This is a genomic window from Microbacterium sp. LjRoot45, from assembly GCF_964253325.1.
Taxonomy (GTDB): domain Bacteria; phylum Actinomycetota; class Actinomycetes; order Actinomycetales; family Microbacteriaceae; genus Microbacterium.
This window is the reverse complement of the sequence record NZ_CAXUQM020000001.1, coordinates 1,040,930-1,057,689: the sequence shown is the minus strand read 5'-3', so window position 1 is coordinate 1,057,689 and position 16,760 is coordinate 1,040,930. Positions and strand designations below refer to the sequence as shown.

Genomic DNA, 16,760 nt, shown 5'->3' with positions numbered 1-16,760 from the left:
ATCAGGCCTCCTTGTTCTCGTCGGCGCCCCAGCCGGCCGCCGCGTACAGGGCCTCATCGGCGCTGTTCACGGTGTCGGAGTGACCGATCTCGGCCACGGGGACGGTGTTGGCGGGGAAGGACGCGAGCAGCTCCTTGGTGCCGTCCTCGTCCTTGTCGAGCGCGGCGCGCCACTTGTCGCGCGCGTTCGGCGAGATGCGGCCTTCGCCGAGCGCTTTCGCGACGATCGCGTCGCGTCGGTCGCTTTCCTGCTCGGCGCGGGCCTTGGCGCCGAGGGCCGCGTTGGTGCGGAGCTCCTCGAACGCGGCCGCGTCGAGCACGACGGCGCCATCGGGCACGGTCGCGGCCGCCGGGGCTGCCGGGGTGTCGGGCTGTTCGGCGAGCGCCTCGTCGAGCGCTGCGAGCAGCGTCTCGTCGGTGGCATCGGCGTCCTTCACGCCGAGCCGCTCGCGAAGGCCAGCCTTGATGGTGTCGCTCATGTTGAGCTTCTCCTTCTGGTTGGGTTCACCCGGCTCGGACGAGACCGGGAGCTTGGAGACCGAGGCCACGGCGGCGGCGATGCGGTCAGGGAATCGGGAGATGGGAACGACGAATGCCGCGTCCTCGATGAGCTCGCCGTCGTCCCCCTCGTCGGGCAGGTCGCCGACAGTGACGGTCTCGCCGGCGTCCTTCACTGTCGCGATGCGGTCGGCGAGGCCGAGGGCGACCGCCTCGGGGGCGGTGAGCCAGGTCTCGTCGGCGAGCAGCTTCGCCCAGTCCTTCTGTCCGGCCTTCGCGGTGTAGATCTCGATCGCGGACCGCTCGACCCCGTCGAGCATGTCGGCGGTCTTGCGGAGATCGACCGCGGCACCCCAGGTGATGGTCCACGGCGAGTGGATCATCTGCTGCGTGCCGGGCGACATGACGACCTCGTCGCAGCCGGCTGCGATGATCGATGCGGCCGATGCGGCGAGCCCGTCGACGATGGCGGTGACCTTGGCCTTGTGAGCGCGGAGGAGGTTGAGGATCGCGATCCCCTCGAACACTTCACCGCCGGGCGAGTTGATGCGGAGGTTGATCTGGGTGACCGTGTCGGGCAGCGCGTCGAGCACGCTGCTGACCTCCTTGGTGGAGATCCCCCACCAGCCTCCCCACGAGTCGATCGGCCCGTACATGCGGATCGTCGCGATCGTTCCGTCGCCGGACGGCGCCGGCGACGTGACCGCGTTGAAGATCTCGCTCTTCGACTTCGGCTGAGGGACGCTGCCCCAATACCGAGTCGCGCGAGGCGAGTGGTGGTTCATGCTGCCTCCTCAGCCGCCGTGGGCGGCGGCGTGTAGTTGGGATCTCGGACGGGCAGGCCGTACAGGGCGCGGACATGCGCCTCGAGAGCCGGGTCGTACCTGAGAGCACCGGACTCGAGCAGCGCCTTGATCGCCTCCGCCGTCGCCGGATGCTGCGCGCCGATCTTGGCCGGCACGATTCGGGGTGCCCGGACCGTGGGACCCCAGTTGCGGTCCACGAGGTCCTCGACGACGTGCTGCTGGGTGATGTCGGCGATGTGCTGCGCGACCGCGTTGAGCGAGTTCGTGAAGAAGTCCGCGAACGTCGACCCGAGCGCCCACGACCCTGTCTCGGTACCGAGGTTCAGGAAGTGAGCGAGCACCGCGCGCGCGATCTGCTCGTCGTGGTAGCGAATCGGCACGTCGCTGTCGGGCAGCTTGCCGGTGACGCCCTTGAGCTCGAACGTGGCCCCGTGCGGGAGAGAGACGCCGGATGTGTCGCCGGCGCGGGCCTCCTTGGCGATCTTGAGGCCCGACTTCACCTGCTCGTCGGCCCACTTCTCCTTGTCCTCGTACGTGCCGGCGTCCGGCGGCGGGGCACCCGTGTAGGTCGAGATGCCGAGGCCGTTTCGCTCGGCGGTCAGGGCCTGAATGCGCAGCAGTCGGTCCTTGAGTAGCCAGTTCTTGTACGCGGTGCGCAGCAGGGACCGGCCGAGCCAGTTGGAGCCCTCGCGCTCGTTGACGTACACGACCAGCCGGTCGACCGGGATGGTGACCTTGAGCTTGCCGGCGACGCCGTGCTGCTCGATCGCGATCAGGCCTCCGTCGGAGCCGACCTTGATGTCAGAGATGGTGCGCGGTGGCCGCCAGGCGAGTTTCGCGAGATGGAGGAGCCCTCCCTCCGGCCGGTACACCTGCTCGAAGATCGAGTGCCCGTAAGGCAGCTCGAGCAGCGCGAGTCGGACGTGGTCATTCCAGGAGAACCGGTTGCGGGTCCGCAGCGGTGCGATCGGATCGCGGCCCTTGATGGGGAGTCCGAAGTCGCCGGCGATGTGGGTGACGACCTCATCGTCGGCGCCGGCGGGATCGATCACCCACTCCGTGCTCAGGATCGGCTTGGTCACCGCCTGCAGGACCGAACCGACCTGCGCGTCCTCGGTCCGCATCCGGTCGTACACGTCGATCGACTGCGGCCACATGAGGTCCGGGTTGGTCTCGTGCGTCTCAGCGACGAGCTGCCCCCAAGTGGGGAGCATCCCCGTCTGGTAGCCGATCTCTTCGGGCAAGGGTGGTCCCCCTCTCAGAATCGGACGGTGGCGATGCTCTCGCCGTCGTCGAAGTCGTCGTCGAGCTCGTCCCGATTGACGGTCTGCGGCGGCGGTGGCGGAGGTGGCGGTTCCTGCACGGGCTGGCCGAGCAGCCACAGGGCGGCCACCCAGGCGCGCAACGCGGCGATCTCCACAGGCGAGTTGACCGGGTCGAGCACCCAGGTGCCGCCAGCGAGGTACTTCCGCTCAGCGGTCTGCGCCGCGAGGTCGAGAATCGGCCACGGCGTGTGCCACACCCGCAGCTCGCGGAGGGCGTCATCGGCGTCGGCGTGCGCGTCCAGCAGCTGCAGGTCGACGATCGGCACCTGGAAGCTCTGGTCCTGCTTGAGCTTCTTGATGAGCGTGGACTCCGGCGCGGCCTTCACCTGCCCGGTCACCGCCTTGATACGGCCCTTGCGCTCCGGCGCGGTCAGCCACTCGGCGACCCAGTCGGTTCCTGGGCGTCCGGTGACGATCTGCACCTGGGCGTCACCGTCAGGACGGCGACCGGCGAGCGCGATGAACGTTTGCACGCGCGAGCCCGCCTGCGCGATCCCGGCATAGAGGTCACCGACCATGCGGTCGACCTCCGGATGAGCAATGCGCTGCTTGCCCTCGTCGTCGACGAACGTCTCGATCGTTGTCGTCTCCCACGAGCCCGGGTCGAACGGGCCGGAGTTGGCGCCGTCGTTCCACTGGCACAGGACCTCAGTGCGGAACACCCACTCCGGGTCGGTGCGCATCGCAGACGCGATGGTGCGGTCGGAGATCGTGTAGTTGCGGGACGGGTTTGCCCACGACCATCCGACGCGGTCGCGCCGATCGCATCCGGGAGGGGCAGACCACTCGAGGATGAGAAGGGTGTCCTCGTCCTGCTCGAGGTCCTCGAGCGCGAGCTCGCCCTCGTCGTCGTAGTCGTCGAGCTCGTCGTCAGCGAACGGCTCGTCGAAGTCCTCCATGGACTCGAGGTCGAATGACGTCGGCGCCGAGCTGTTGGACTCCTCGGCCGCGGCGATGCCGTCCGGGTCGCCCAGGGCCCGATGCGCCATGAGGCGCAGATAGCGGAGCACGCGGGAGGTGACGTCGCCGGCGTTAGAGAGCGCGAGGATCAGCGCCTCGGCGCGGGCCATGGTGGTCTTGGTGATCGCTCCCCAGGCATCCCAGCTCTGGTGCTCGCGAAGCTCGTCGAGAAGAACGAGGTTGCCGGACAGTCCGCGGCCGGCGCGCCGGTTGGCGGCCTTCACCTTGTACTTCGAGCCGGACGTGAGGTTGAGCGACTTCTTGCCGTTGACCTTCGTGACGCCGGCGACGAGCGAGCGGAGCTCCTCGTCCTCGTGGACGATGTCGACGACCTCTTCCCAGAGCGCCTCAGCGACGTCGAGGTCCTGCGCAGTGCCCAGCGCGAGCGGCCAGCCCCACACGAACAGCAGCCAGATGGTGAGGACCTGCGCGAGTGTCGACTTGCCGTTCTGTCGGGCGACGAGGACGAGGACCGTGCGGAACCGGAGCGAACCGTCCTCGTTGAGCTCAAGCATCCGGATCAGCGCGGCCCGCTGCCACGGCAGGAGAACGACGTTGAGGACCTCGAAGGCGAAGTCGATGACCTCGAAGCCGAGGCTCGTCTCCGGAGTGAGCTCGCGCAGCGGAAGGGTGCAGATGCGCGGCTCGGCGGAACCGTAGTTGCGGGCGGTCTCGGGGGTGGCGACGTCGTGCTCGTGCACCTTGTCGACGTACAGCTGGCCGCATCCGGTGGGAATCGGCCAGTGTGTCCGGAGCGGTCGATTAGCCGGCGAGCGCCTGGCGGGCGCGGGCCGCGTCCTCGAACTTGCGGACCTTGCCACCACCAGTCACCTTCTTCGCGTCAGGCGGGAGCGACGCCGGCGTGATCTGCAGCGCGGCGCAGCCCTTGAGGTAGCTCGGAATCATCACGTAGGACGCCTGACGCAGGGAGTCGAGCCCTTCGCGTTGCGCCTCGTCGATCAGCCACGCCAGCGTGAGCACCGCCTCGCACGCCGCCTTGAACCGCTCGTCGTCGGCCAGCTTCGGCTCTGCGGCGATCGAGTGCTTCGTCGCGTCGTACATCGGCCCGCGCCGTCGGACGGCGGCCTTGGGCGCGTTGAACATCGGCGCCCAGTCCTTGAGCTGGTCGGCGAGCTGGCGTGCGGCGGCGAGCGCGGGATGCACGATGGCGCCACGCTTCTCGTCCGCGACGACCAGACCCTCGGTCGAGAGCTTCGCGGCGACGTCGCGGGACTGCGCGACGATCACGCAGTAGATCTCGAGCATCGCCGCGTCGGCCTTCGGAGAGATCGCACCGCGGGCGATGACCTCCCGCCACACCTCGCTCGCTGTCTCGCCAAGGCGGTCAGGCGGGCCGGCGGGGATCGTCGACGGTCGGCGAGCTGCCATCGTTCACGCTCCAAGTGTCATTCGGCCGACGGTCATCGTGCCGACGGTGAGCTGCCCGACCTTCATCACGCCGACGCTCGGTCGGTTGAGGTCCTCGGTCTCCCGCTCGAGGTACTCGGGACGCAGGCGGGCCACCAGGTCGGAGAGGGTGCGCCGGGACCCCGGCCAGTCGACGAGCTCTGCGATCTGCGCGACTTTGACTCGCGGGTAGTCGGCGAGCATGTCCCGCACCGCCGGCTCGTACTCATCCGCGAGGGTCTGCCGTCGGTACTCGAGCGCGGCCTCCGGGTCGAGCGCCCGTCGAACAGCGTTGCGGGAGGCGCCGGCCTCCCGGGCTATCCCCCGGATCGTGCCGCCCTTCTCGCGGCGATCGCGGATGTCGCGCCGGTCGTGCATGTCAGCCCGTCCGGGAGTAGCCGCACCGCGAGCACTGCGTCGCGACGCCGAGCGTGGACACGCCAGCCGCGCCGAGAAGCAGCATCGACGCCCGCCACAGATCCGACCAGCCGCACTCGGGGCAGTCCTCGTCGAGCCGGACCGGTTCGGTCGCGTCGACGCGGATGCCGAGATCGCGAGGCACGGTTCACGCTCCGACGTCGAGCGCAGTTCGCACCGCCGCGTCCTTCGACTCGAGCAGCTTGCGCAGAGCGACGGTGCGCTCCGGCGAGCGCGGCAGCGTCTCCACCAGCTGACGAGCTACCACGGCGAACAGCCGCGAGGTCTCAGCGAGGGGCCCCTCGGGCAGATGCGTGTGTGTGAAGTAGCGCAGCAGCGGCTCCTCCTCTGCCGGCGGCGCCGCAGGCTCACCGCCGACGAGCTCCCGCACGAGCTGGTCGACCCCGAGCGCGACCTTCAGCGCGGGAGCCTCTTCCGCTTCCTCGCTCTCGGGCTCCTCGCCCTGCCACGGTGCTGCGGTGCAGATGGTCACGAGCCGGGGTGGCTCGTGGAGCTTGAACACCTCGGCCAGCAGTTGGGCGACGTCGTCGAATCCGTACTCGACGCCCTCCTCCGCACCGCGGTTCTGCAGCTGGCGATACGAGATCGCTTCAGCCTCGCCGTAGGGGAAGGCTGCGTCGTTGACCTCGCGCGCCATGTCGGCGTTCAGCGTGACCAAGATGCGTCGGCGCCCGCGAGGCGTGGCATCCAGCCAGCGTGTGGCGAGCCACGTCTTGCCTTCCTGGCGTCCGCCGTAGATGACGTGCTCGGGTCCGTCCACCGGGATCGGAGGTGCGATGTGGCGCTCGAACTCGCGGCGGCGCAGAACCTCGGCGGAGCGCTCGGGGTCGGGGGCGATATCGAAGGGCGAGCCGATCATGCGCTTGGTCACGGTGGTGCTCCGTTTCGGTCGGTTGATGAGGGCGGGTCCGTTTTCGTCGCCACCCGATGCGCGTCGGGGGGTACCCCCTCGGCCTCGGGGGGAGAGGCAGGTTGCCCCCGCGGTTGCCGCCCCCATGGGGAGGCTGGATTTTCTGACGGATCACCAGTCCTCGAACGCCACACCCTGCACGTCGAGGTCCGCGTCGATCGCTGCCCAGCCCGGGAAGAGCGGGACGCCATCGGTCCTGTCATGGCGGCGGAACCAGGAGCGGAGGGCGACGAGCGTCTCGACCTTGTCGGTCCGGGCCCGCAGTCGGATGCGCCGCTCGAGCTCGTCGATCGGTGCGAGCATCAGGAAGGTGTGAGTGGCGCCGATCGCCTCGGCTGTCCGTGCTCGTGCGGTCGACGTCGCGCCCGATCGGATGACGACCGCCCGAGCGCCCCGCGTGCGGCCAAGCGCACTGAGCCCGGCACGGAACGTGACCTCGTCGGTCCATTGCGGATCATCACGGTCGAACACTTCGAGACCGGACGCGCGGGCGGCGGTCGACTTGCCAGCGCCGGGAGGACCGCACAGCAGCACGACCTTCCGCATCGGTCACCAGTCCTCGAACTCGACGCCCGGCTCCATTGGGTTCTCCCCCGTGCCGGCTGACGAGTTGCACGACTTGTGCGCCGGGGCCCAGTTCGACGGTGACCAGGTGAGATGCGGGAACAGCTTTCGAGACTTGACGTGCTGAACGGTGCAGCCGTCGGGGTCGGTCGAAGGCAAGCTGTAGTCGATCGGCTGGCGACAGAGCACGCAGGGCGTCCGCTCGCGCCGCCCGGCTGCCTTGACCTGACGGAGTGCCGCGGCCGCACGGCGTCCGTTCCATGCGGGGACGTTCACCTCAAGCTGACTACGAGGCATGCGGCCACCCTCCGGGGTGCAGCAGTGGGCGCCGACTTGCACAGCCGACGCCCACCGCCCCTCACAACCGCGCCCCACCGGATCAACGAGCGACTGTCGCGCAACGAGTTGTGGTCGCGTGTCACGGTGGGGCGGGCCCCGGCGAAGAGCACCAATCAACTCCGGGACGACTAGGGGCGGCGCGCGTCCGAAAGGTTGCAGCCTGGCCTGCACCACACACGCCTGAACGCTGACTCGGAAGCGAGACCTCGATGAGATGATCACGCAACGTGCGCCGCCCGAGAACCAGAAGAGCCCCACCCGATCGGGCGAGGCTCTTGGCATAGGTTCCGTGCACGCACAGCGTAGCACCCACCGCGGAAGTCATTCCGGCAATGACTCGCCGCCTGGCGTGTCGGCAGTCACCTCCTCGACCGGTCGTGCCCTTCCGCGCCGGCCGACGCTCCGCCGCGACCTCATGAGCTCCGCGGCCGCGTCGACCTGGGAGGCGTAGAAGTACGAGACCACCGAGCCGTCCGGCTCGCGCAGCTTCGCGCGAGGGACGAGCACGTCGGACTTCACCCAGGTGCGCAGCTGCCGATCGCTGATCTCCGCACGCTTCGCCGCGTCACGAGCCGGGATCAGCGGATCGAACCAGGGCTCCGGGATCGGGATGCGCCCCACCACCGTGCCCTCGGCGCTGGCGGCCACCGAGTAGACGTGGCGATCGCGTCGCTCGATCCCCCACCGTGCGGCCGCGTCAGCGAGTGACCAGGCATGCCGGTCGCCGTGCGCGTCGACCAGGTGCATGTCGAGGGTGGCCTCCCACAGGCTGTCGATCCATTCGGGCACGCTGAGGACGTCGTCGATGCCGGCGAGCGTTCGTGGGTCGATGAAGCGGTACCACTCGGCGAGGTTCGCCTCGATCTCGGTGAGCGCGTCGAGCAGCTCGGCGTCGATCTGCTCGGGCGCGATCGCCGCATGCCCGGGGACCTTGGTCGGCGAGTAGGCGACGGCCTTGCCCTGACGGGTGAGCGAGCGCAGTCGCCCGAGCAGGTCTGGGGCGTTGCGCAGGATGCCACGGACCCGGCGGTAGCAGGTCTCGCACACCAGGGTGTCGTTGTGGGTCTTCGCCGGTGCGCAGCCGGTGCAGTCGCCGTTCTCGGTGCCGTAGCTGGGGCACTCGGCGTAGTGCTTGCCCTCGGCGAGGCATCCGCGGATGCAGGGTCGCTCAGAACGGGGTGTCATCGCCCTGCCCCTCTGCGGTGCGCCAGAACTCATCGTCGGCGAGCTGCCTCTCGTAGCGGGCCTTCGCGAAGAACTCCCTGCGGAACTCCCGAGCGGTGCCGCAGGGACCACACTCCGAGGTCACGTTGCCGTGCGGATGATCCGGGCAGCCGATGGGCGGTGCGAGCATCTCGAGCGGGATCTCCGGAGGTGTCCGAGGAGTCACGGTCCGCAAGGTGGCCCAGTGGGCAGCGTTCGCGTTCTCGATCGCGCTCGCACGCTCTCGCGCCCTCGCTCGCGCGTTCTCCCTCTCTCTCTCCAAAGCCGTGGAATCGAACCCCGCGAATCCGGGCATCCCGGACGCCGGCTGCGGGCCAGGAGCGGGCGCTGACGGGGCGGCGAGCGCGGGTAGCGGCCGGTGCAGCGAGATCCACTCGGCGCCCTCCGCGACGTACGTCGAGAGGAAGCCACAGTCCTCGAGCGTGAGGACGTGCAGCACCACACGCTCGACCGCCTCCTCGAAGGTCGGAGGGGCCCACAGCCACCCGGCGGAATGCAGCTCCACCGTGAGGTCGACCGGGACGAGTGGGCGCCGGCCGTGAGCGTCCGTGAGACGCCAGAGCCCCTCGGCGGTCAGCTGCACCTCCGTCGGCGCCGACCGGTAGCCGGGGAACGCCCGATCCTGCTCGGTCGGTTCCCGTTTCAGCGGCCACCTGGGGGGTTGCATGTCCTGTGTTCTCCATCTCATCGGTCAGTCGTCGCGGCGAGCGCGGGCGTTTCGCTCGGTAGGCGTCTGGGGGGTTCTCGCCGTAGTCGGAGCCGTACGCGAACGCTTGCAGGCACAGCTCCCACGCGATCGCGATGTCCTCGCGGTCGACCGCGAAGCACTCGGTCCACCCGGAGCCGCGGATCAGGATGCCGCTGGCCTCCGAGGGGTGGTGGAAGGCCGGCTTGAACCGGGTCGCGAGGAACCGGAGCGCATTGAGCTCCCACGTCCCGTCGGTGTTGCCCTCGTTCGCGATCAGGTGCGCGCCCGACGCGAGCAGCATCTCGATCCGCCGACGAGACCACGCCCGACCCACCTTGAGCACGCCGAGGCCGGGACCGTGAAGATCAGGCCAGTAGGCGACGTACGTCCATGCGTACCGCGGCAGAGTGCGTAGCGGCGTCATCTCCTTGCCGCGGCGCTGCTGCTCGAGGTGACCGTTGCAGAACCCGCGGGCGCGGTGCTCCCGACTGCAACCCTCGAAGTCGCAGCCGATCCACGAGCGCCTCACGACTGATCACTCGATTTCGGGTCGATAGCCTCGAGCCGTCGGATGACGTCGACGAGGTGATCCGGCGCGCAGTCCTCCTGCGACTCCCACGAGATCGAGTAGCCGTCGCTGTAGGCGACCTCGATGCGCGTTCCCTTCTTGATCTTCACGACCCCTGTCCTTCCGATTCGTGCTGCGCCGGCCACCTCGCGCCGGTCTCGGAGTTCTCGTGCTCGTCGTGCTTTCCGACGAGGTGGCACCGCATCCAGTACGGGTCCACCTGCTGGGAGCGGAAGTAGTCCCACGACCACATCTGCGCGGCGCACGGAGTGTCGTCCACCGGCTCGGGCTCTGGGACGAGGCGCCTGAGCGGCCACGACATCGTGTCGTCCCTCACCCAGCCGACCGACGACTCGTCGTCCTCGTAGCGCACTCGGGTGTAGAACATTTCCCCGTCCTCGTTGCAGCTGAGGATCAGGAGGACGTCCATGTGGTCGACGACGGCCATCTCACCCGAGTCGTGTTCCTCGACGACCTCCCAGAGGTCGCGCATGTTCTCGATCATGAGTGCTCCTGTCCGGTGGATAGGTGGACCCACGATTCGAGACGGCTTGCGATCCGCCCACCGCATGTGGCACAGCGGTGCGGGCGGGACCGTCCATCCCACCGCGCTGCGTGCTCCGACTCCTGTCCTTCCGATTCGGGCGCGGGGTGGAAGCCGACTCGATCGCACTCCGGGCAGTTCTCCCAGTGGTGCGGGAACGTCCACTGCTGGCCCTCCCAGTTCGGCGGAGGGCCGTCGACCCGGACCATGCCCTCCCCGTCGCACGTTCCGCACGGCGTCGCGCCGGGGTGATGCTCAGGGCAGAACGTCTTCTCGCCGTCGTAGAACCACGTCACCTCGACATCGCCGAGGCCGACCTCCCGCGGCTCACGCAGCTGCTCTTCGACGTATGAGCGGGGCCAGTGCGAAGCCTCGTGCGTATCCTCGTCCGGCAGCGTGCGGCCGCAGTTCGGGGCCTCGCACTCGGCGCGGTAGAACGTCTCGCTGGTGATCATGACTGCTCCTGTCCGGTTAGTCGCGGATGCACATCGACCCGGGCCTGACGGACCGCGAGCGCCGCTTGCTTGCGGCGGTAACGTGCGAGCTCGCGGGCGCCTTTGCGGTGGGCGCCGGCCAGCGTCCAGGTGCTCCACCCCCAGCCGTCGTTGCCGCCGTAGCGCATGAAGAGCGCGACCGTGAGGTAGACGCGGTAGCGGCCGAGGGCGACGCTGGGCTCGATGGCTTCGACGATGTAGGTCCAGTCGGCCGGGTCGGTGTTGTCGTCGAGCGTGGGCGGAGGCGACGCCTTCTTTCTCATGAGCCGACCGCTTCCGTCGTGCCGTCCCACGTGAACTCGGCGACAGGGCGGTGCATCCGGCAATGGACGCAGTAGGTCGAGCCGTAGAAGCGCGGGTCTCGCGCGTACGTCTCGGCGATCGCGAGTGCCATCGTCGTGAGGGCTCCGCACGTGAGGTGGACATAGGAACGTCTGACGGGGCGCACGAAGCCCGCTGCGCGCTCGGCGTCGCTCAGCACGAGGTACGCCTCCGCCTGCGCGACGGGCTCAGTGTCGGAGCCTCGGGTCAGGCGCGGGTCGGTCGGATCGTCGGTGGTGCTCATGCGCGAGGCCTTTCGTGGATGTCGTCGTTGAGGAGGTCGAGGAGGCCGCCGGTCCCCCACTCCGGGGGCGGGCGGGACCCGGTGGGTCCGTAGTCGGTGTCGTCGAGGGTCCACCATTCGTCGCTCGCCATGTCCCACACGGACACCTGGCCGCAGGACGGGCAGCGGAACGCGTGGAGGTCGTATACCGCCCAGACGAGCGGAGCGCGGCGGCGGATCTGCGGGATCTGGGCCGCGGCCGCGACGCGCTCCTCGGATGGGTCGCGGCGGCCCCGCGCCGTGAAGGGCTGCTCGGTCGACCCGCACGAGCACGGCTCACGCTTCACGTCGGGGCAGAGGAACATCGGCGCCGGCGCCTCCCACCGGTCCCACACGACAGCGCGCCCGTCCCAGGCGACCGGGAGCGGGTGCGAGACGAGCTGCAGCGGGGTCATGCGACCGTCCGCTCGACGGGGATGGCTGAGCCGCCCCAGAGCTCGGGACGGTCGTCGATGAGCACGTCGCAGTTCGGGCAGCGCCACACGCTGCAGTCGGCGTAGCGCTGCACGACCGTGACGCGGGAGACGTCGTGGACGTGCCCGCACCACTTGCAGCGGTACGGGAACCTCATGGGCTCGGTGGCGGGCTCCCCGTGCGCCTCCTGTGCGCTCGCGGGTGGGCCCACTTCTGACGGTCGCCCGCCACCGAGGGTCGTGAGGATCATCGGGTCATCGCTGCTCATCTGCCGCCTCCTCGGCAAGGGCGGCGCTTTCGCAGAGCGCGGCGATCAGACGGGCGGTCGCGGACTTCTCATTCGGGCGCGGAGCGACCAGGACCGTGACCGTGCCGTTGAGATACGCGGCCGCGTAGTCGGCCTGCCACGGCAGCATGTCGAGGCCGAGTACTTCGCTCGCGTAGCGGGAGACCTCGGCGGGCGTATAGTCCCCGCCCCACATGCGGCCGCACTCGCACCGATGCGAGCGGTGCGGCCGCGTTCCCTCCTCGCAACGGTGGAACCGGTCGCCCGAGAACTCCTGCTCCTGGCAGTTCGGCGCGACGTGCGCCGTCGGCATGTCGCGGTAGCTCATCGCGCCTCCTCGGCGACCGCCGGCCACCGGTAGTTGCCCTCGTCGGCGACGCCCTCGAAGGAGACCGCGACCGGGCGCGAGATGTCGATCCACTCGCCGTCGACGAGCATCTCCACGCGCCGAGCATCATGTTGATCGCCGCCCCGGTCCCGGTGCATCCGGTCGATGCGTGCGATCGCCGCGGCGGCTTGTCGATCGATGCGTCGGTTGATCCACTCGAGGGCGGCGGCGGACCAGCTGGTGAGATCGTGGAGGTGCTCGAGCTCGATCCGCATGAGCGGATGCATGACCACCGTGCCGTCGCCGGTGAACACGGTAACGCTCCGACGAGGGACGTGCTCGCTCTCACGCACCTTGAGCCCGTCGATCTGAATGCCGATCACAGGAGGCCTTCCTGTCGGAGCTTCGCCTCAGCGAGCGAGACCCGCTGGAACGTGGCCGCGTCGCCGCCTATATCGGGGTGGCTACGGCGCTGTGCGCGGCGGAGGATCTTGTCTGTCGTGAGTTCTTCGGATGGTGAGCCCGCGGTGCGCCACAGGAAGTCCCACGCTGCGTCCGCGGTTGAGAAGCCGGCCGGCGCGGCGGTCGCCTCGATCGCGAGGAACCCGCGGTACTGCTCACCCCGCTTCGTCACCCCGTAGCGGTCGACCTTCCGCAGCGCCTCGAGCGCGAGTGCGACGGCGCGCAGGTTGGACTCCCACGTCGTGAACGTGTCGCACGGGTAGGACACGTGCCCGACCTTCGGGATCTCGAACGAGAGGATGATGCCAGGGTGCTCGGCGCGCGCATTCGCGTAGGGACGCCCATCAATGCGGAACTGCGACGGGGCGATCGCCACGAGCAGCTCGGCGTTCTTCGCGCCGAGCTCACGAAGCTCGCGGTCAAGATCCCGCAAGGTCTGCCCAAGCGGTACGGGAGTTCCGGGCACCCGCTTGCCGTCGACATACTTCGGAGGGCGGTTGAACGGGGATGAGACACGAGTCGTCGTCAGCTCGCCCGGCCACTCCCGTATGGGGGCGACCTTCATCGTGCTCGGCCAGTCGCTCATGACGCCGCCTTCCGCAGCCAGCGACGACGTCGCGCAGTTCCGACCGCAGCGTCCTCGATCAGTGCCCGGAGCCGGTCGCGCTCGACCCGCGCTGCGAAGGCCCTCTTGTCGGACTCGAGGAGCGCTGTCGCCACTTTGCGGGCGGTCTCCTGCAGGCCGCGGTGCTTCTCCTCAAGCGCCGCGAGTTTGTCGCTGAGATCCTTCGCGCGACTCTCTTCGGTGATCGCGCGCGCACGCTGGAAGGCGAGCATGCCGTGGATCATCGACAGGCGCCGCTCCTTGCTCGCCAAGGCGGTGTTCGCTTCGTCCCACTTCCGCAGTGCCAGGTCGAGCGCCGCGAGGGCCCGGTCCCGCTCCGCCTCCGCGTCCGTGAGGTTCAGGAACAGTCGGGCGGCGATCTCCCGCGCATGCTCGACATCCGCGGCCGCGGCGACATCTCCCCACTCCGGTCGCGGCGGTTCGTCGATCCGTGCGCGAGTCTCGTCGAGCATGTCCGACCGCTCGCTGTGCAGCAGACCCGCTGCGAGCTCCTCGACCGGGCCCTCGGCGAGGCCGTGCTCGACGAGGGCCTCGGCGGAGATGAGCGCTGCCGTCTCGGCGAGCTCCTGCTCGTCGACCACGATGGTGCTCTGCGCGGCCGCGTAGGCGGCGAGCGCGTCGGCAGGGATCTTGCCCTTGTCGGGGACGTGAGGGAAGCCGTTGGTGCGGCACCAGGCGCGGATCTCACGGCCGAGTGCTTTCGCCTGGCGGTCGTTGAGTCCCGCGGTGAAGTCGGAAAGGCGCGGCGGCGTGGGTTCGGCGTCGGCGCTCGTGGGGACGTTGCTGGTGGCCGTGGTGGGGAGCATGCTCGGGTCCTCGTTGAGCCAGGCGACGACGATCGCGTGTGGGATTCGGCCGGCCTTGGACACGGTGACCCCGTGCTCGGCGGCCCATGCGCGGATCTCCGCTCGGCGGCGCTTCTCGTCGTCAGCGGTGGGCGCCGGCTTCTCGGCCGCGGGTGTGGGATGCCCCATGCCCTCGTCCTCCGCCACGCCCTCACCGGGGGCCTGCACGGCTGAGGCCTCGTCGACCACGGGGGCCTCGTCTGATCCGCTGGGGTCGTTGGACCGCTCTGCAAGGGGCGGTGCAGCAGCCTCGCCGAGGTCGACAGGTTCGTCGGGGCGCTCGTCGAGTACTTCGGTGGGTGTCTGGTCGACGGCGGGCGTCGCGGGCTCGTCGTTGATGGCCGAATTCGCGCTCGGCCGATGCTGTGCGCGTTCCCGCATGGCGGCGGAGCGTTCGGCGAACTTCTCGTCCTCCTGCAGGACGTCGATGGTTTCGCCGCGGCGGATGGGCTTGAACCCGAGGGTGCGGGCGATCGCCTCGGGGCGAGGGTCCCGGCTCTTCGCCTTGAAGTACCGGTCCGGGGTGGTCGTCGAGCGGACGTACGCGTAGGTGCAGGTCATCCCGTGGGTGTGCAGGGCGGGGCAGTGCTTCTCGCCCTTGCAGCCCGCCTCATGGCCCTCCGGCGTGCCGTGCTCAACGCCCTCAGGGAGGTCGATGGTGGTCATGGCCGCTCCTGGTTCTTCGCGAGCCGGCGCAGCTGCCCGAGGGAGTTGAGGATGCCGGCGGCGATGCCCTCAGCGCCGGGGACCTCGAGGAGGATGCGCATGCGCTTGGTGGGTGTGCGATCACCGCCGGGCGCGAGCGGGAGGTCGTCGACCATGAACCCGTCGAGCTCGACGTAGATGGTCGGGGTTGCCGGCGAGACGCCCGCGGGGTCGCTCGCCATCGCCGCGTACACCTGGTAGCTGTCCGGCACGAACACGTCGGCCGTGTCGACCTCGCTGCCCGGGACGTGGGTGGGCTCACCGTTCCCGTTCATCGCTTGCCGCCCTTCTTGTGGGCGTCGACGAGACGCTGCTCGATGTCGGAGAGGCCGTAGCCCCACGCCGCGAGCTGGGCGAAGTACGGTCCGAGGGCCTCGTGCTGGCCGAAGCGGGGGTGCTTCGGGTTGCCGGCGGGGTACTCGACTTTGGCGATCGCGAAGGCGAGGAGGATGCGCAGCTCGTCCGCGGTCGACGCGGTCGCGAGCTGCTTCTCGATCGCGGCGAGCGCGGGACCGGAGTACATGCTGTCGACCCGCTCGAAGCCGAGGAGCTCGCACACGAGGTCCTTGGCGGTGTCGTCGCGGGCCTGGTCGTAGCGGAGGGCGTCGGTGTGCTCGACCATCGCCTTGACGATCCAGGTGCCGACGTCCTCGAGCTTGTGCTTGCCCGGGAGGAAGGTGTCGGACAGCCAGGCCCGGCGCACGGTGGTCGCGGAGGTCATCTCGGCCTTCGCCTGCCGCTTCGCCGCCCGAGCCGCCTTCTCCTCGTCGGTCAGGGGGCCCTTGCCGCCGCCGCTGTTCTCGAGCGACCACGAGGTGAGGCCTTTCTTCTTAGGATCTCGGACGCACCAGGTGACGCGGGCCTCGGTGCCGGCGCTCATCGTGTCGATGAACGCCACGCGACCCGGGATGTCGGTCGCCGTCTCGGGAGTGATCCGCGTCTGCTTCTTGTCGCCCTGTCGCCACATCCCGTCGAGGCGGTGGAGGCCGGCGGGCAGCCCGAACGAGTAGCGGTCCTCGCGGTAGACGACGTCCCAGCCGTCGTTGCGGGCCTTGTCGGCCTTCGACTGTCCGTCGCGGAGGCGTGCGACGCGGTCGCGGTGCTGCTGGGCGACGTGCTCGAGCTGGGCCGGGCGGGTCTTGGCGGTCTCGCGGAGGTCGGCGAGCGCCTGCTCGTCGTTCTCGAACTCGACGAGGGTGGCGGCCTGGTCGAGGGTGAGCTCGTGCTCGGTCATCTCGGCCGACGCGATCTTCGATGCGGCGACCTTGAGGGCGGTCTGGACGTGCTGCTTCGGGGCGTTGGTCTTGCGAGCGATCTGGTCTTCGGTGACGCCGAGGAGCGCGAGCTGCTTGTAGCCGGCGGCGCGCTCGGCGTCCGTGAACCCGACCCGCTGCTCGTTCTCCGCGATCTGCGCGAGGAGGCGCAGCTCCTCGGCCCGGTCGGCTTCGGCCTCCAGCTTCGGCTTGATGATCATGGGGATCACGGGCCAGCCGATCTCGAGCGCGGCCGAGATGCGGCGCTGGCCGATGGTGACGTGGGCGGTGCCGTCGTCGTCGAGGTAGCCGGTCGGGAGCTGCTCGAACCCGCGGACGCGGACGGATGAGACGAAGCTCTTGTCGAGGCGGATGTCCTTGCGGACGTTGGGGTCGATGATGATCTTCGCCCGGTCGATCTTCTGGACCGTGCCGGCGTCGGCGGTGGTCGGGTCGTACGTGGTGGCCATGAGT

Annotated in this window: 24 protein-coding genes; all 24 read right to left on the bottom strand. The window is 69.5% G+C overall.

Going from position 1 to position 16,760, the window contains the following annotated elements; genetic code table 11:
* Position 1 precedes the first annotated feature (1 nt).
* Complete coding sequence (locus ACSQ18_RS04895) at positions 2–1,282, bottom strand: head maturation protease, ClpP-related (RefSeq protein WP_436036042.1); 1,281 nt, start codon at positions 1,280–1,282, stop codon at positions 2–4.
* Positions 1,279–2,547, bottom strand: coding sequence for a phage portal protein family protein (locus tag ACSQ18_RS04890; RefSeq protein ID WP_436036041.1), 1,269 nt, complete (start codon positions 2,545–2,547; stop codon positions 1,279–1,281). Before ACSQ18_RS04890 ends, ACSQ18_RS04895 begins: the two co-directional genes overlap by 4 nt.
* 14 nt (positions 2,548–2,561) lie before the next feature.
* Complete coding sequence (locus ACSQ18_RS04885; protein ID WP_436036039.1) at positions 2,562–4,289, bottom strand: terminase large subunit domain-containing protein; 1,728 nt, start codon at positions 4,287–4,289, stop codon at positions 2,562–2,564.
* 61 nt (positions 4,290–4,350) lie between these two features.
* Positions 4,351–4,977 carry a P27 family phage terminase small subunit gene (locus tag ACSQ18_RS04880; RefSeq protein ID WP_436036037.1) on the bottom strand — a complete coding sequence of 209 codons (627 nt, stop codon included), beginning with the start codon at positions 4,975–4,977 and terminating at the stop codon, positions 4,351–4,353.
* 3 nt (positions 4,978–4,980) lie between these two features.
* On the bottom strand, positions 4,981–5,373 hold the full coding sequence (locus tag ACSQ18_RS04875) for a hypothetical protein (protein WP_436036035.1): 393 nt from the start codon (positions 5,371–5,373) through the stop codon (positions 4,981–4,983).
* A gap of 1 nt (position 5,374) precedes the next feature.
* Positions 5,375–5,557 carry a hypothetical protein gene (locus ACSQ18_RS04870; protein WP_436036033.1) on the bottom strand — a complete coding sequence of 61 codons (183 nt, stop codon included), beginning with the start codon at positions 5,555–5,557 and terminating at the stop codon, positions 5,375–5,377.
* Between the two features lie 3 nt (positions 5,558–5,560).
* Positions 5,561–6,304: a hypothetical protein gene (locus ACSQ18_RS04865; RefSeq protein WP_436036031.1), complete on the bottom strand. Its 744-nt coding sequence runs from the start codon at positions 6,302–6,304 to the stop codon at positions 5,561–5,563.
* Positions 6,305–6,454: 150 nt separating this feature from the next.
* Positions 6,455–6,889 (bottom strand): hypothetical protein, encoded by a 435-nt coding sequence (locus ACSQ18_RS04860; RefSeq protein WP_436036029.1) that lies wholly within the window; start codon positions 6,887–6,889, stop codon positions 6,455–6,457.
* 3 nt (positions 6,890–6,892) lie between these two features.
* Positions 6,893–7,204 carry an HNH endonuclease signature motif containing protein gene (locus ACSQ18_RS04855; RefSeq protein WP_436036027.1) on the bottom strand — a complete coding sequence of 104 codons (312 nt, stop codon included), beginning with the start codon at positions 7,202–7,204 and terminating at the stop codon, positions 6,893–6,895.
* Between the two features lie 363 nt (positions 7,205–7,567).
* On the bottom strand, positions 7,568–8,431 hold the full coding sequence (locus ACSQ18_RS04850; RefSeq protein ID WP_436036025.1) for a hypothetical protein: 864 nt from the start codon (positions 8,429–8,431) through the stop codon (positions 7,568–7,570).
* Entirely contained in the window at positions 8,415–9,137 is a 723-nt protein-coding gene (locus tag ACSQ18_RS04845) for a hypothetical protein (protein ID WP_436036023.1), read from the bottom strand. The genes ACSQ18_RS04850 and ACSQ18_RS04845 overlap by 17 nt, the downstream gene beginning before the upstream one ends.
* Positions 9,138–9,683: 546 nt before the next feature.
* Positions 9,684–9,836 (bottom strand): hypothetical protein, encoded by a 153-nt coding sequence (locus tag ACSQ18_RS04840; protein WP_436036022.1) that lies wholly within the window; start codon positions 9,834–9,836, stop codon positions 9,684–9,686.
* Positions 9,833–10,231 (bottom strand): hypothetical protein, encoded by a 399-nt coding sequence (locus tag ACSQ18_RS04835; protein WP_436036021.1) that lies wholly within the window; start codon positions 10,229–10,231, stop codon positions 9,833–9,835. Before ACSQ18_RS04835 ends, ACSQ18_RS04840 begins: the two co-directional genes overlap by 4 nt.
* A complete protein-coding gene (locus tag ACSQ18_RS04830) occupies positions 10,228–10,725 on the bottom strand; it encodes a hypothetical protein (RefSeq protein ID WP_436036020.1) in 498 nt (165 codons plus the stop codon). The genes ACSQ18_RS04835 and ACSQ18_RS04830 overlap by 4 nt, the downstream gene beginning before the upstream one ends.
* Complete coding sequence (locus ACSQ18_RS04825) at positions 10,722–11,027, bottom strand: hypothetical protein (RefSeq protein WP_436036019.1); 306 nt, start codon at positions 11,025–11,027, stop codon at positions 10,722–10,724. The genes ACSQ18_RS04830 and ACSQ18_RS04825 overlap by 4 nt, the downstream gene beginning before the upstream one ends.
* Positions 11,024–11,329: a hypothetical protein gene (locus tag ACSQ18_RS04820; RefSeq protein ID WP_436036018.1), complete on the bottom strand. Its 306-nt coding sequence runs from the start codon at positions 11,327–11,329 to the stop codon at positions 11,024–11,026. The genes ACSQ18_RS04825 and ACSQ18_RS04820 overlap by 4 nt, the downstream gene beginning before the upstream one ends.
* Complete coding sequence (locus tag ACSQ18_RS04815; RefSeq protein ID WP_436036017.1) at positions 11,326–11,763, bottom strand: hypothetical protein; 438 nt, start codon at positions 11,761–11,763, stop codon at positions 11,326–11,328. Before ACSQ18_RS04815 ends, ACSQ18_RS04820 begins: the two co-directional genes overlap by 4 nt.
* Positions 11,760–12,050: a hypothetical protein gene (locus ACSQ18_RS04810; protein ID WP_436036016.1), complete on the bottom strand. Its 291-nt coding sequence runs from the start codon at positions 12,048–12,050 to the stop codon at positions 11,760–11,762. The genes ACSQ18_RS04815 and ACSQ18_RS04810 overlap by 4 nt, the downstream gene beginning before the upstream one ends.
* Positions 12,037–12,396, bottom strand: a complete 360-nt coding sequence (locus tag ACSQ18_RS04805) for a hypothetical protein (RefSeq protein ID WP_436036015.1) — start codon at positions 12,394–12,396, stop codon at positions 12,037–12,039. The genes ACSQ18_RS04810 and ACSQ18_RS04805 overlap by 14 nt, the downstream gene beginning before the upstream one ends.
* A complete protein-coding gene (locus tag ACSQ18_RS04800; RefSeq protein WP_436036014.1) occupies positions 12,393–12,779 on the bottom strand; it encodes a hypothetical protein in 387 nt (128 codons plus the stop codon). Before ACSQ18_RS04800 ends, ACSQ18_RS04805 begins: the two co-directional genes overlap by 4 nt.
* Positions 12,776–13,444, bottom strand: a complete 669-nt coding sequence (locus tag ACSQ18_RS04795; protein WP_436036013.1) for a hypothetical protein — start codon at positions 13,442–13,444, stop codon at positions 12,776–12,778. Before ACSQ18_RS04795 ends, ACSQ18_RS04800 begins: the two co-directional genes overlap by 4 nt.
* Positions 13,441–14,994 carry an Lsr2 family DNA-binding protein gene (locus ACSQ18_RS04790; RefSeq protein ID WP_436036012.1) on the bottom strand — a complete coding sequence of 518 codons (1,554 nt, stop codon included), beginning with the start codon at positions 14,992–14,994 and terminating at the stop codon, positions 13,441–13,443. Before ACSQ18_RS04790 ends, ACSQ18_RS04795 begins: the two co-directional genes overlap by 4 nt.
* Positions 14,991–15,308: a hypothetical protein gene (locus ACSQ18_RS04785; RefSeq protein ID WP_436036011.1), complete on the bottom strand. Its 318-nt coding sequence runs from the start codon at positions 15,306–15,308 to the stop codon at positions 14,991–14,993. Before ACSQ18_RS04785 ends, ACSQ18_RS04790 begins: the two co-directional genes overlap by 4 nt.
* Complete coding sequence (locus tag ACSQ18_RS04780) at positions 15,305–16,756, bottom strand: ParB/RepB/Spo0J family partition protein (RefSeq protein WP_436036010.1); 1,452 nt, start codon at positions 16,754–16,756, stop codon at positions 15,305–15,307. The genes ACSQ18_RS04785 and ACSQ18_RS04780 overlap by 4 nt, the downstream gene beginning before the upstream one ends.
* Between the last annotated feature and the right edge of the window lie 4 nt (positions 16,757–16,760).

Bases quoted from the DNA above. Each gene is read 5' to 3' on its own strand.
- ACSQ18_RS04880 (WP_436036037.1), bottom strand. From the start codon at position 4,977: ATGGCAGCTCGCCGACCGTCGACGATCCCCGCCGGCCCGCCTGACCGC.
- ACSQ18_RS04795 (WP_436036013.1), bottom strand. From the start codon at position 13,444: ATGAGCGACTGGCCGAGCACGATGAAGGTCGCCCCCATACGGGAGTGG.
- ACSQ18_RS04895 (WP_436036042.1), bottom strand. From the start codon at position 1,282: ATGAACCACCACTCGCCTCGCGCGACTCGGTATTGGGGCAGCGTCCCT.
- ACSQ18_RS04790 (WP_436036012.1), bottom strand. From the start codon at position 14,994: ATGACCACCATCGACCTCCCTGAGGGCGTTGAGCACGGCACGCCGGAG.
- ACSQ18_RS04875 (WP_436036035.1), bottom strand. From the start codon at position 5,373: ATGCACGACCGGCGCGACATCCGCGATCGCCGCGAGAAGGGCGGCACG.
- ACSQ18_RS04860 (WP_436036029.1), bottom strand. From the start codon at position 6,889: ATGCGGAAGGTCGTGCTGCTGTGCGGTCCTCCCGGCGCTGGCAAGTCG.
- ACSQ18_RS04850 (WP_436036025.1), bottom strand. From the start codon at position 8,431: ATGACACCCCGTTCTGAGCGACCCTGCATCCGCGGATGCCTCGCCGAG.
- ACSQ18_RS04825 (WP_436036019.1), bottom strand. From the start codon at position 11,027: ATGAGAAAGAAGGCGTCGCCTCCGCCCACGCTCGACGACAACACCGAC.
- ACSQ18_RS04805 (WP_436036015.1), bottom strand. From the start codon at position 12,396: ATGAGCTACCGCGACATGCCGACGGCGCACGTCGCGCCGAACTGCCAG.
- ACSQ18_RS04820 (WP_436036018.1), bottom strand. From the start codon at position 11,329: ATGAGCACCACCGACGATCCGACCGACCCGCGCCTGACCCGAGGCTCC.
- ACSQ18_RS04785 (WP_436036011.1), bottom strand. From the start codon at position 15,308: ATGAACGGGAACGGTGAGCCCACCCACGTCCCGGGCAGCGAGGTCGAC.
- ACSQ18_RS04830 (WP_436036020.1), bottom strand. From the start codon at position 10,725: ATGATCACCAGCGAGACGTTCTACCGCGCCGAGTGCGAGGCCCCGAAC.
- ACSQ18_RS04780 (WP_436036010.1), bottom strand. From the start codon at position 16,756: ATGGCCACCACGTACGACCCGACCACCGCCGACGCCGGCACGGTCCAG.
- ACSQ18_RS04845 (WP_436036023.1), bottom strand. From the start codon at position 9,137: ATGCAACCCCCCAGGTGGCCGCTGAAACGGGAACCGACCGAGCAGGAT.
- ACSQ18_RS04810 (WP_436036016.1), bottom strand. From the start codon at position 12,050: ATGAGCAGCGATGACCCGATGATCCTCACGACCCTCGGTGGCGGGCGA.
- ACSQ18_RS04855 (WP_436036027.1), bottom strand. From the start codon at position 7,204: ATGCCTCGTAGTCAGCTTGAGGTGAACGTCCCCGCATGGAACGGACGC.
- ACSQ18_RS04815 (WP_436036017.1), bottom strand. From the start codon at position 11,763: ATGACCCCGCTGCAGCTCGTCTCGCACCCGCTCCCGGTCGCCTGGGAC.
- ACSQ18_RS04835 (WP_436036021.1), bottom strand. From the start codon at position 10,231: ATGATCGAGAACATGCGCGACCTCTGGGAGGTCGTCGAGGAACACGAC.